Origin of the sequence: Ferrovibrio sp., from assembly GCF_965278975.1 — a bacterium.
Taxonomy (GTDB): domain Bacteria; phylum Pseudomonadota; class Alphaproteobacteria; order Ferrovibrionales; family Ferrovibrionaceae; genus Ferrovibrio.
In genome coordinates this window covers 4,397,287-4,408,854 of sequence record NZ_OZ257126.1, presented here as the reverse complement: position 1 = coordinate 4,408,854, position 11,568 = coordinate 4,397,287, and the positions used below count along the sequence as shown (strand labels likewise).

General features: G+C 61.9%; 10 protein-coding genes. 6 read left to right on the top strand and 4 right to left on the bottom strand.

Annotated elements, in window-relative coordinates; all coding sequences use genetic code 11:
• The first annotated feature begins 25 nt into the window (after positions 1–25).
• Positions 26–946 (top strand): alpha/beta hydrolase family protein, encoded by a 921-nt coding sequence (locus tag ACQY7X_RS21265; protein ID WP_428247499.1) that lies wholly within the window; start codon positions 26–28, stop codon positions 944–946.
• Between the two features lie 5 nt (positions 947–951).
• Here the strand turns inward: ACQY7X_RS21265 and ACQY7X_RS21260 are convergent, their stop codons facing one another.
• Positions 952–1,128, bottom strand: coding sequence for a DUF4169 family protein (locus ACQY7X_RS21260; protein ID WP_428247498.1), 177 nt, complete (start codon positions 1,126–1,128; stop codon positions 952–954).
• Between the two features lie 4 nt (positions 1,129–1,132).
• Positions 1,133–1,657, bottom strand: a complete 525-nt coding sequence (locus ACQY7X_RS21255; protein WP_428247497.1) for a SixA phosphatase family protein — start codon at positions 1,655–1,657, stop codon at positions 1,133–1,135.
• A gap of 154 nt (positions 1,658–1,811) precedes the next feature.
• Between ACQY7X_RS21255 and ACQY7X_RS21250 the strand changes: the two genes are divergently transcribed.
• The gene (locus ACQY7X_RS21250; RefSeq protein ID WP_428247496.1) at positions 1,812–4,010 is read left to right on the top strand and encodes an RNA degradosome polyphosphate kinase; all 2,199 of its coding nucleotides are present in this window, start codon (positions 1,812–1,814) and stop codon (positions 4,008–4,010) included.
• Between the two features lies 1 nt (position 4,011).
• On the top strand, positions 4,012–5,532 hold the full coding sequence (locus ACQY7X_RS21245) for a Ppx/GppA family phosphatase (protein ID WP_428247495.1): 1,521 nt from the start codon (positions 4,012–4,014) through the stop codon (positions 5,530–5,532).
• Positions 5,533–5,681: 149 nt separating this feature from the next.
• On the opposite strand, the gene rnd is transcribed toward ACQY7X_RS21245, so the two are convergent.
• Positions 5,682–6,848 carry a ribonuclease D gene (rnd, locus tag ACQY7X_RS21240; protein ID WP_428247494.1) on the bottom strand — a complete coding sequence of 389 codons (1,167 nt, stop codon included), beginning with the start codon at positions 6,846–6,848 and terminating at the stop codon, positions 5,682–5,684.
• A gap of 138 nt (positions 6,849–6,986) precedes the next feature.
• Between rnd and aspS the strand changes: the two genes are divergently transcribed.
• Genes aspS through ACQY7X_RS21225 form a run of 3 tightly spaced genes read left to right on the top strand, consistent with a single transcriptional unit; the run spans position 6,987 to position 10,402 of the window.
• Entirely contained in the window at positions 6,987–8,771 is a 1,785-nt protein-coding gene (gene aspS / locus ACQY7X_RS21235) for an aspartate--tRNA ligase (protein ID WP_428247493.1), read from the top strand.
• A gap of 21 nt (positions 8,772–8,792) precedes the next feature.
• Positions 8,793–9,425 carry a MarC family protein gene (locus ACQY7X_RS21230; protein ID WP_428247492.1) on the top strand — a complete coding sequence of 211 codons (633 nt, stop codon included), beginning with the start codon at positions 8,793–8,795 and terminating at the stop codon, positions 9,423–9,425.
• Positions 9,426–9,466: 41 nt separating this feature from the next.
• On the top strand, positions 9,467–10,402 hold the full coding sequence (locus ACQY7X_RS21225) for an alpha/beta hydrolase (protein ID WP_428247491.1): 936 nt from the start codon (positions 9,467–9,469) through the stop codon (positions 10,400–10,402).
• Positions 10,403–10,529: 127 nt separating this feature from the next.
• Here the strand turns inward: ACQY7X_RS21225 and ACQY7X_RS21220 are convergent, their stop codons facing one another.
• Positions 10,530–11,360, bottom strand: coding sequence for a hypothetical protein (locus ACQY7X_RS21220; RefSeq protein ID WP_428247490.1), 831 nt, complete (start codon positions 11,358–11,360; stop codon positions 10,530–10,532).
• Between the last annotated feature and the right edge of the window lie 208 nt (positions 11,361–11,568).

Sequence of the window (11,568 nt, the reverse complement as noted above, 5' to 3'; positions counted from 1 at the left end):
GGCAAATGCAAACGGGGTGATCGTCATGCTTGCGCCACGCTCTCGCTGCCGCTTCCTGCTGTTCCCGGTAGTATGCCTCGCCATGCTTTGGATGGTTTCTGCCCAAGCGCAAGCTCAGGCGCAGGAAACCATCCGCCTGCCGTTGATGGTGGACGGCGAATATGTCGGCCTCTCGACGCAGATTTACCGGCCCGCCGGCAAGGGGCCGTTCCCCACGTTGATCTTCCATCATGGCTCCACCTTCAGGGGCACCAACCCGCAGCATTTCGCCGCCGTGTTCGATCCCAAGCCGTTGGCGGAATGGTTCACCGCCCATGGCTGGGCCGTGGTGCTGCCGTCGCGCCGGGGCCGTGGCGGCTCGGATGGCGTCTATGACGAAGGCTTTGCCGAGGATCGCTCCGATGGCTATAGCTGCCAGCCAGCGCGCTCGATCCCTGGTGCCGACCGCGCGCTGCGCGATGTCGATGCGGCCACCGATCTGATCCTGGCCATGTCCTTCGTCGACCGCTCGCGGGTGGTGGTGGGCGGCCATTCGCGCGGTGGCGTGCTCAGCGTCGCCCATGCCGGCCGCAATCCCGGGCTCTATCGTGGCGTGCTGAATTTCGTCGGCGGCTGGGTTGGCGAGGATTGCAACCGCGTGATCTACAAATCAGCGCCTTATATCGACCGCCTGCTGATGGTGCGCGGCACCACCACGCCACTGCCCATGCTGTGGCTTTATGGCGAGAATGACTCCTACTGCTCGGAAGACTATTACCGCAGCAATTTCGAGGTGTTCATCAAGGCCGGCGGCCATGCCGAATACCGGCAATACACCCTGCCCAAGCGCGTGGATGGCCATGCCCTGGTGTTCTATCCGAAAATCTGGGGTGCCGACGTGGAACGCTATCTGGCGGCACGCGGCCTGCCGTTCAAGGAAGGTGAGGCCAGGGTGGCGGCGAATTAGCGCCGCTATTCGTCCAGCTTCTTGCCGTCGATCTCGCGGCGGATGCGCTCGGCTTCCTTGGCGGCCTTTTCGCGCTCGGCCTTGCTCATGCCATGCAGGGCGCGGTTGGCCGCTGCCTGGGTGGCCTTCTGCTCGCGCCCCTTGGCCTTGCGGGCCTTGTTCAGGTTGACGATGTCGCCCACGGCGTCACTCTTCTTCATCCAGCATGGCGGGTACGACGAAGCTTGCCAGAAAACCCGACTTCGGAGCCACATCCGCCCAGCGCTTGATGGCGAAACTGATCTCGGCCAGGCCGCCTGTCGGGTATTTCGTCTTGAGCCGCTCCAGGGCATCGCCTGCACCGCTGGCGCATAGCCTGACGGCCAGGTCTTCCAGGCCGGGATTATGGCCGATCAGCATCAACTCGCGGCAATTGGTCGGCGCCGCCCGCAAGGTTGCCAGCAGATTGGCGGCTTCGGCGAGATAGAGGCTGTGGTCGAAGCGGGTTTCGATCTCCGGCCCCAGCCGCTTGGTCAGGCGCTCCCAGGTCTGCCGGGTGCGCTGGGCCGGCGAGCACAGCACCAGGTCGGGCTGCACCGCGCGCTCGGCCAGGTGGCGGGCCAGGCGGCGGCAGGCGCGCTTGCCGCGCGGCGCCAGGGGACGGGCGAAATCGTCCAGTCCGGGGTCCTCCCAGGCGGATTTAGCGTGCCGCAGCAGCCATAGGCGCAACATGGGAATCTCCTTGGAATTACACGAAAAATACTGAAAATTTGTCTGATACAGGGTGGGAGTCGCGGCTTTGACATATTCCGCCGTTACACCTATACCCGAACCGGGCCCTGGCATACCGCCACTGGGCCGGTCGGACAAGGCAGGAAACTCCGACATGCCGTTGAGCAGCCCATCCGCGCTTGAGAAATTTGCCCCGGGCGGCCACACCCCCGCAGAGCCCTTCGTGCCGCCGCCGGCGGTGGCTGCGGTGCCGGCGCGCGAACGCTATATCAACCGCGAACTGTCCTGGCTGGCTTTCAATCTGCGGGTCATGGAGGAAGCCAACAACAAGCGCTACCCGCTGCTGGAGCGGCTGCGCTTCCTCTCCATCTCGGCCAATAACCTGGATGAATTCTTCATGGTCCGCGTCGCCGGCCTCTATGGCCAGGTGCGGGCGGGTGTCGAGGAAATCAGCCAGGATGGCCTCACCCCGGCGCAGCAGCTTGTGCTGATCAATGAGGCCGCGGCCGACCTGATGGCCAAGCAGCAGGCTTGCTGGCGCAAGCTGTGCCTTGAACTGGAGAAGGCCGGCATTGCGGTGCTGGAGCCGGAGAAACTCACCGACGACGACCGCAAATGGCTTGAGGATTATTTCCTCGCCCATGTCTTTCCCGTGCTGACGCCGCTGGCGATCGATCCCGCGCACCCGTTCCCGTTCATACCCAATCTCGGTTTCGCGATGGTTATGCAAATGCGACGGATTCGTGACGGTCGCAGCCTGAACGCGCTGCTGCCGCTGCCGGGGCAGGTGGATCGCTTCACCCGCCTGCCGGGCGAGAAGATCCGCTTCGTCTCGCTGGAGAATCTGGTCGGCCTGTTCATGCACAAGCTCTTTCCGGGCTATGAAAGCATCGGCCATGGCCTGTTCCGCATCACGCGCGACAGCGATCTTGAAATCGAGGAAGAAGCCGAGGACCTCGTGCGCCTGTTCGAGACGGCGCTGAAGCGCCGCCGCCGTGGCAACGTGATCCGCCTCAAGATCAACGCCGACATGCCGGAAGATTTGCGCCGCTTCGTCTGCGAGGAACTGGAAGTGAGCCCGCAGGCGGTGGTGCCGGTGGATGGCCTGCTCGGCCTCGCCGATACCAAGCGGCTGATCGTGGATGACATCCCCGAGCTGAAATTCCCGCCCTTCATCGCGCGCTTCCCGGAACGCATCCGCGATTTCGGCGGCGATTGCTTCGCCGCCATCCGCCACAAGGACCTTGTGGTGCATCACCCCTATGAGAGCTTCGACGTGGTGGTGCAGTTCCTGCGCCAGGCGGCGGCCGATCCGCAGGTGGTGGCGATCAAGCAGACGCTTTACCGCACTTCCGACGACAGCCCGATCGTGAAGGCGCTGATCGAGGCGGCGGAAGCTGGCAAGTCGGTGACCGCGCTGGTGGAACTGAAGGCGCGTTTCGACGAGGCGGCGAATATCAAATGGGCGCGCGACCTGGAGCGCGCCGGCGTGCAGGTGGTGTTCGGCTTCATCGAGCTGAAAACCCATGCCAAGATTTCGCTGGTGGTGCGCCGCGAGGGCGGCTCGCTCAATACCTATGTGCATTTCGGCACCGGCAACTATCATCCGATCACCGCGAAGGTCTATACCGACCTGAGCTTCTTCACCGATGATCCTGATCTCGGCCACGACGCCACTTATATCTTCAACTTCCTTACCGGCTATGCCGCGCCGGAGCAGTTGAAGCAGATCGCGATTTCGCCCTTCTCGCTGCGGCCGCGCCTGCTTGATCTGATCCATGCCGAAATCGAGCATGCCAAGGCGGGCAGGCCGGCGGCGATCTGGGCCAAGATGAACAGCCTGGTCGATCCGGCGGCCATCGATGCGCTTTATGCCGCCAGCCAGGCCGGCGTACAGATCGATCTGGTGGTGCGCGGCATCTGCTGCCTGCGGCCGGGCGTGAAAGGCCTCTCAGAGAATATCCGAGTGCGCAGCCTGATCGGCCGCTTCCTGGAACATTCGCGCATCATCTGCTTCGGCAATGGCCATGGCCTGCCATCGCCGGAATCCAAGGTGTTCATCACCTCGGCGGACTGGATGCCGCGCAATTTCGACCGCCGCGTCGAAGTGCTGGTGCCGGTGGGCAATCCCACGGTCCGCGAGCAGGTGCTGGACCAGATCATGGTTGCCAGCCTGAAGGACCAGGCGCAGAGCTGGTCGCTCGGCGCCGACGACAAGTATTCGCGCGTCAGCGCCAAACTTGACGCCTTCAGCGCCCATACCTACTTCATGACCAACCCCAGTCTCTCGGGTCGCGGCAAGGCGCTGAAGTCGCCGGGCGCGATCCCGCGTCTACAGCTTAAGTCTGGATAGTATGACAGCCATTCATTTCGCGCCGTCGCCGATCGCCGCCCGCAAGAATGCGGCAGAGTTGCTGCCGCTGGGTGTGATCGACATCGGTTCGAATTCCGTGCGCCTCGTCGTGTTCGACGAGCCTCTGCGCCTGCCCACCCCGCGCTTCAATGAGAAGGTGCTGTGCGGCCTGGGCCGTGGCCTGGGCGAAACCGGCAAGCTGCATGAGGAAGGCGTCATCCTGGCGCTCGCCACCATCCGCCGCTTCGTGGCGCTGGCGCGTCACATGCAGGTGAAGCAGTTGCAGGTGGTGGCCACCGCCGCCTCGCGCGATGCCAGCAATGGCCCGGATTTCATCAGCCGCATCGAGCGCGAAACCGGCGTGAAGGTGCGGCTGCTATCGGGCACCGAGGAGGCGCAGTATTCGGCACTCGGCGTGCTGTCCGGCATCCCCGATGCCGAGGGCGTGATGGGCGATCTTGGTGGCGGCAGCCTGGAACTGGTCGCCGTGGAAAAGCGCCGCATCGGTGACAGCGTTACCCTGCCGCTGGGGCCGCTGCGCCTGGGCGGTATCGGCAACTACAATCAGACCAAGGCCTTCATCGACGCCCGCTATGGCGAGGTGACGTGGCTCAAACGCATGCAGGGCAAGCCGCTCTATGCCGTGGGCGGCTCCTGGCGCGCCATCGCGCGCGTGCATATGGCGCAGACCCAGAGCCCGCTGCACATCATTCACGAATACAGCATGGGCCGTGACGAGGCGCTGGAATTCACCCGGCTGCTCGGCCGCCAGGGCAAGGAATCCGTCAGCCGTATGGAAGGCGTGCCGCGCCGCCGCCAGGATTCATTGCCGCTGGCCGCATTGGTGATGCGCCGGCTGCTGAAAGTATTGCAGCCGAGCCAGGTGGTGTTTTCCGCCCATGGCCTGCGCGAGGGCCTGGCCTATGCGATGCTGGATGACGCGACCAAGGCGCTCGATCCGCTGCTGAGCTATTGCGCCCATATGGCGGCGCGCGAGGGCCGCTATGCCGAGCACGGCGCCGAACTCGACCGCTTCATCGCGCCGCTGTTCGAGAAGGAAAGCATAGCCGAGAAGCGCCTGCGGCTGGCGGCGGCGATGCTGGCCGATATCGCCTGGCGCGTACACCCGGATTATCGCGGCGAGCAGGCTTTGGGCCTGATCCTGCATGCGCCGTTTGGCGGTATCAGCCAGCATGAACGCGCGCTGCTTGGCCTTGCCGTGTTCGCGCGCTATGCCGGCACGGTGAGCGATCCGGTGGCCTCGCCGGCCTGGCGCATGCTGGAAACCCGGCAGGCGGATTATGCGCTCGCCATCGGCCTCGGGCTGCGGCTCGGCCAGACGCTGTCCGGCGGTGTGCCGGGCCTGCTGCGCGATTGCCGCCTGCGTTTCCTGAATGGCAACCTGGTGCTGGAATTGTCGTCACAGCTCGCCGTGCTCGATGGCGAGCAGGTGCAGCGCCGCGTCGAGGCACTGGCCAAGGCGCTCAATCGCGGCTGGGATATCCGCATCGCCAAGGGGTGAGGGTGATTGCTCTCCTTGCTTGTCATTCTCGCGCATGCGAGAATCCCATTTTTGTGCCATGAAATGGGACCCTGGCTTTCGCCAGGGTGACGAGTATAAAAAACGTCATGCCCGGACTTGATCCGGGCATCTCTGGGCAACAGAGCCGCCTACTTCTTCAGTTCGACCAGCTTGATGCGGTTGCCGTTCACGGCCAGCGCCAGTTCGCCGCGCTTCAAGCGCAGCGCATCACTGCCGAACAATTCGCGGCGCCAGCCTTGCAGGGCCGGCACATCGGCATTGTCATCGGCGGCGATCTTGTCGAGGTCGGAAGAGGCGGCAACCAGCTTCTGTGCCACGTCATGCTCGTCGCATTTCTGCTTCAGCAGCACTTTCAGCAATTCGACAATCGGGCCGATGCCGCGCGGCAATTCCGCCTCGCGCTCGATCTGCGGCCAGGTGTCGCGCGGCGCCTCCATGCGGGCGGCGATGGCGCTGAGCAGGCCCTGGCCCATCTTGCCCTCGGCAAAGCCCTTGGAGAGGCCACGGATATGGCCGAGGTCTTCCGAACTCTTGGGCGGATGGGCGGCGATTTCCATGGCGGCTTCATCGCGCAGGATGCGCTGGCGCGGGATATCGCGCTGGCGCGCCTCGGTCTCGCGCCAGGCCGCCACGGCCTGCAGCACGGCAAGGTATTCCGGGCGGGTGACGCGCGGCTTGAGGCGGCGCCAGGCATCCATCGGCGCCAGGTCATAGGTCGCCGGATCGGTCAGCGTCGCCATCTCGGCGTTCAGCCATTCTGCCCGGCCGCTCTTTTGCAGCTTGGCAGAAAGCTTCTCGTAGCATTTGCGCAGATAGGTCACGTCCGACAGGGCGTAGAGAATCTGCTTCGCGGTCAGCGGCCGGCGCGCCCAGTCGGTGAAGCGCGAGCTTTTGTCGATCTGGGCATTGGCCAGCTTGCCGGCCAGGGTCTCGTAGGACACCTGATCGCCGAAGCCACAGACCATCGCCGCCACCTGGGTATCAAACAAGGGGGCGGGCACTTCGCCCATCTGGCGGACGAAGATTTCCAGGTCCTGCCGGGCCGCATGGAACACTTTCAGAACATTCTTGTTCCGCAGCAGTTCGAACAGCGGCGCCATGTCGAGGCCGTCAGCCAGCGGGTCGATCACCCGGGCTTCCTCCGGGCCGGCCACCTGGATCAGGCAGACCTTGGGCCAGAAGGTGGTTTCCCGCATGAATTCGGTATCGACAGTGACAAACTCGGCCTGGCTCAGCGAAGCGCAGAATTCGGCCAGGGCGTCGGTGGTGGTAATCGGAGTCGGATCAGCGTTCATATCCCGGCCCTCATAACACGCTTAGGGCGACAACCCAATACAATCAGCAGGGAAAAACCGACCCCAGGCGGCTTGACTTTCCCCCCCGTTTCGCGACTGTTCCCCTTCGTTTTCACGGCTTTTATTCAGGATTCCCCCATGTCCCGCTACCGCACCCATACCTGTGGCCAATTGCGCGCTGAATCGGTCGGCGCCACGGTCAAACTGGCCGGCTGGGTGCATCGCCGCCGCGACCACGGCAACCTGATGTTCATCGACCTGCGCGACCATTACGGCATCACCCAGGTGGTGGCCGAGAGCGGCTCGGATGCCTTCAAGGCGCTGGAAAAGCTGCGCTCCGAATTCGTCATCGCGGTCACCGGCAAGGTGGTGGCGCGCACGGCGGAGACGGTGAACCCGAATCTGCCGACCGGCGGTGTGGAACTGGTGGTCAGCGACGTGGAAGTGCTGGGCGAGGCGCAGGAATTGCCGATGCCGGTATTCGGCGACCAGGAATACCCGGAGGAAATCCGCCTCAAGTACCGTTTCCTCGATCTGCGCCGCGAGCGCCTGCACAACAACATCATCCTGCGCTCGAAGGTGATCTCCTCGATCCGCCGCCGCATGACCGATCAGGGCTTCATGGAATTCCAGACCCCGATCCTCACGGCGTCCTCGCCGGAAGGCGCGCGTGACTTCCTGGTGCCGAGCCGCATCCATCCCGGCAAGTTCTACGCCCTGCCGCAGGCGCCGCAGCAGTTCAAGCAGCTGATCATGGTGTCGGGCTTCGACCGCTATTTCCAGATCGCGCCCTGCTTCCGCGATGAAGATGCGCGCAAGGACCGTTCGCCGGGCGAATTCTACCAGCTCGATGTCGAGATGAGCTTCGTTGAGCAGGACGACGTGTTCAACGCCGTCGGCCCGGTGATCCATGGCGTGTTCCAGGAATTCGCCAATGGCCGCGATTGTGGCCCGGCTGAATTCCCGCGCATCCCGTATCGTGAATCGATGCTGAAATACGGCTCCGACAAGCCGGACCTGCGCAACCCGATCATCCTCGCCGATGTGACCGAGGCGTTCCGTGGCTCGGGCTTCGGCGTGTTTGCCCGCAGCATCGAGAATGGCGGCGTGGTGCGTGGTATTCCGGCGCCGGGTGCGGCTGGCCGTCCGCGCAGCTTCTTCGACAAGATGAATGACTGGGCGCGCCAGGAAGGCGCTGCCGGCCTCGGCTACATCATCTTTGACAATGGCGAGGCCAAGGGCCCGATCGCCAAGTTCCTGGATGCCGAGCGCATCGCCAAGCTGAAGCAGCTCGGCAATGTGAAGGATGGCGATGCCATCTTCTTTGCCTGCGACAAGGAAGCCGCCGCCGCCAAGCTGGCCGGCCAGGCGCGTATCCGCGTCGGCGACGAACTCGATATCTGCGAGAAGAATGTCTTCAAGTTCTGCTGGATCGTCGACTTCCCGATGTTCGAGTATAACGAGGACGACAAGAAGGTTGATTTCAGCCACAACCCGTTCTCGATGCCGCAGGGCGGCCTTGAGGCCCTGAACAATCAGGATCCGCTGACCATCAACGCCTATCAGTACGATATCGTCTGCAACGGCGTGGAGCTGTCGTCGGGTGCGATCCGCAATCACAAGCCGGAAATCATGTACAAGGCGTTCGAGATTGCCGGCTATGGCCCCGAAGTGGTGGAAGGCAAGTTCGGCGGCATGCTGAATGCGTTCAAGTATGGCGCGCCGCCGCATGGTGGCATCGCGCCGGGCATCGACCGCATCGTCATGCTGCTGGCCGATGAGCCGAATATCCGCGAGATCGTGCTGTTCCCGATGAACCAGCAGGCGCAGGACCTGATGATGCAGGCGCCCAGCGAAGTGACGCTGAAGCAGCTGCGCGAACTGCATATCCGCATCCACGCACCCGAAGTCGACAAGAAATAACCGGATCGAAAAGGATGGCGTATGCGCGATAGCTTCGAATATATCCGCTACGCCATCACGCTGTTCTCGATTCTGGATCCCTTCGCGGCGATCCCGCTTTTCCTGATGCTGATGGAAGGCCGCTCGGCGGCCGAGAAGGCGAAGACCGCGCGCACGGCGGCCATCGCCGTGTTCGGTGTGCTGGTGGTCTCGGCCTTGTCGGGTGACATGATCCTGCGGCTGCTGGGCGCCAGCCTGGCCGCCTTCCAGGTCGGCGGTGGCATCGTGCTGTTCCTGATGGCGCTCAGCATGGTCAACGCGCAGATGAGCCCGCAGCAGCAGACGCCGGAAGAGGCGGCGGAAGCCGGTGCGCGCGATGCCGTTGGCGTGGTGCCGATTGCCATGCCGCTGCTGGTTGGTCCTGGTTCCATCTCCGCCACCATCATCACCATGCAGAGCGGCGATGGCTTCCTGCATCAGGGCGTTGTGGTTCTTGCCATCATGGTTGTGTGCGTTGCGGTATGGATCGTGCTGCGGCTGGCGGTTCCCATCGGCCAGCGCATGGGCCGCACCGGTTTGAATATCCTCAACCGCATTTTCGGCTTGCTGCTGGCTGCCGTTGCAGTGCAGATTTTTGCCAACGGCCTGCGTGGGCTGTTCCCCGGTCTGCACTGAATAAAAATCCATACTGAACGGCAATCAGAGGGCACCAAGCCATGCTCGACCCCGAAGCCAAGGCCCTGCTTGATGCGGTGGCCGCCGCCAACCGTCCGGCTTATGAAGCCATTGGCGCCGAAGCGGCGCGCAAGCTCTACAAAGAGACGCGTGGCGCGGTGTCGCCCGAGCCGCCGGAAGTGTCCGAAGTCGGTAATTTCGCCTGCCCGGGACCGAATGGTCCGATCCCGCTGCGCTACTACCGTCCCGTTGAAGCGGATAAGAAAGACGTATTGCCGGTGCTGGTATTCTACCATGGCGGCGGCTGGGTGATTGGCGATCTCGATACCCATGATGTCGTCTGCCGCACGCTGGCGAATAATGCCGGCTGCGCCGTGGTCAGCGTTGATTACCGCATGGGGCCGGAATTCAAATTCCCCGCCGCCATCGAGGATGCCTATGCCGCCCTGGTCTGGGTGGTGGAAGAGGCGAAGCACCTCCGCATCGATCCCGAACGCCTGGCGGTGGGCGGCGACTCTGCCGGCGGCAATATTGCCGCCGTGGTGGCGCTGATGGCGCGCGATGCGGCCAAGCCGGCGATCAAGTACCAGCTGCTGATATATCCCGCCACCAACATGGTGATGGAGACGGAGTCGCACAAGAAATTCGCTGCCGGCCATCTGCTCACCCATAGCAGCATGACTTGGTTCCAGATGATGTATCTGAACGGGCCGGATGACCGCGAGGATTGGCGCGCCTCGCCGCTGAAAGCGGCATCGCTGGTCAATCTGCCGCCAGCCTATCTGGTGGTGGCCGGCAACGATCCGCTGCGCGATGAAGGCGCGGCCTATGCCCAGGCCTTGCAGGCCGCCGGCAACAAGGTGCTGTTCCGCGAATTCCCCGGCACCATCCATGGCTTCATCACCATGGGCAAGGTGCTGCCGCAGGCCGGCGAGGCCCTGGCCGAAATGGGCGCGGCGCTGAAGGCAGGTCTGTAGAACCGCTGATTAAGAGTTTATGTCCCTCTAAATATTCAAGATGTTCGAATGTTTAGTGCATTCAACTCTTCAGTACTTTCCACGAAAGCTGAGTCTTGGGCATGGAGATATAGTCCCATTCCAAATTTTAGGTACCCAGCAAAAGTACTTCTGCCTCTTCAGGGTTAAGAAGGCGGCCGCGTCGAATGAAATCGATCAACAATTCGCAAAGAACTTGATGCGACTGATCCGCTGCGGCATTAGCTTTTTCATTTTCTATTTTGCCGCCGTGCACCGACCTTGACCGAATATTGTAAAGCTTCTTTATTTGCCGAAATCGTCTCTTTCTATTTTCGGCATCCTTTTCCAAGAGAACAGCAACAGCGGAAGATATTCTAAAACTCAACTCGTGATCAAAGCCCAACAACGCTTCTATCGCAGACCAGATCGCAGCCATGCGCACCGAACCATTCATAATGTTGTAGTGGGTCGCCGCCACCGAAGTAGCATGAATGAATCTTTGATCGTTTAGAAGGTTTTTGAAATTGACGATCAACTCGGCATATGTTTGCCAATGATTCTGCTGCATCTTTTTTGCGGGATGGTATGCCCAACGACTAAAAACCAAATTATTGAGAAAGATACTTTTGTCATTATCGGAGCAGTCTCCGACAGAACCGAATGGCCAGTACACAGGGTGCCGCGCAATAATTGATAGAAAAATTAGATCCCACTGAGCATTCCATATATCGATTGCGGCAGCTTGATCGCTTGATGCTGATATCTGAAACTCAAATGTAATTGACTCATGCAACGCGTAGAGCATGCCAAGAACGCGCTGGTCAGCTGCCCTTTTCTGCAAATATACGGCATCGCCTGCTAGACTGGCCGGTCTGATCACGGCGCCCGGCCGCAAATTGACTTCACCGTCGATGATCATACCAGTGCCAAACATGAAGCGTTGTACGTCGGTTTTCATGTGATCCCCCACAAGGTCAAACAATAGCCCCGTGCTGCCTCAAACTATGTTGGATCGAATCGAAATTCTGAAAATATTCTTGCCGCTGCAACTATTCCTATCTCCGCGACAGCGAAGCAAGAATCGGCCGCTTATCCAAATTTTATCAGTGGCCCGACGCGGGATTTCAGACACTTGCGACTCGGACGGGTTGGACGCGTCCAACCCA

Bases quoted from the DNA above. Each gene is read 5' to 3' on its own strand.
- ACQY7X_RS21265 (WP_428247499.1), top strand. From the start codon at position 26: ATGCTTGCGCCACGCTCTCGCTGCCGCTTCCTGCTGTTCCCGGTAGTA.
- ACQY7X_RS21220 (WP_428247490.1), bottom strand. From the start codon at position 11,360: ATGAAAACCGACGTACAACGCTTCATGTTTGGCACTGGTATGATCATC.
- aspS (WP_428247493.1), top strand. From the start codon at position 6,987: ATGTCCCGCTACCGCACCCATACCTGTGGCCAATTGCGCGCTGAATCG.
- ACQY7X_RS21230 (WP_428247492.1), top strand. From the start codon at position 8,793: ATGCGCGATAGCTTCGAATATATCCGCTACGCCATCACGCTGTTCTCG.
- ACQY7X_RS21255 (WP_428247497.1), bottom strand. From the start codon at position 1,657: ATGTTGCGCCTATGGCTGCTGCGGCACGCTAAATCCGCCTGGGAGGAC.
- ACQY7X_RS21250 (WP_428247496.1), top strand. From the start codon at position 1,812: ATGCCGTTGAGCAGCCCATCCGCGCTTGAGAAATTTGCCCCGGGCGGC.
- ACQY7X_RS21245 (WP_428247495.1), top strand. From the start codon at position 4,012: ATGACAGCCATTCATTTCGCGCCGTCGCCGATCGCCGCCCGCAAGAAT.
- ACQY7X_RS21225 (WP_428247491.1), top strand. From the start codon at position 9,467: ATGCTCGACCCCGAAGCCAAGGCCCTGCTTGATGCGGTGGCCGCCGCC.
- rnd (WP_428247494.1), bottom strand. From the start codon at position 6,848: ATGAACGCTGATCCGACTCCGATTACCACCACCGACGCCCTGGCCGAA.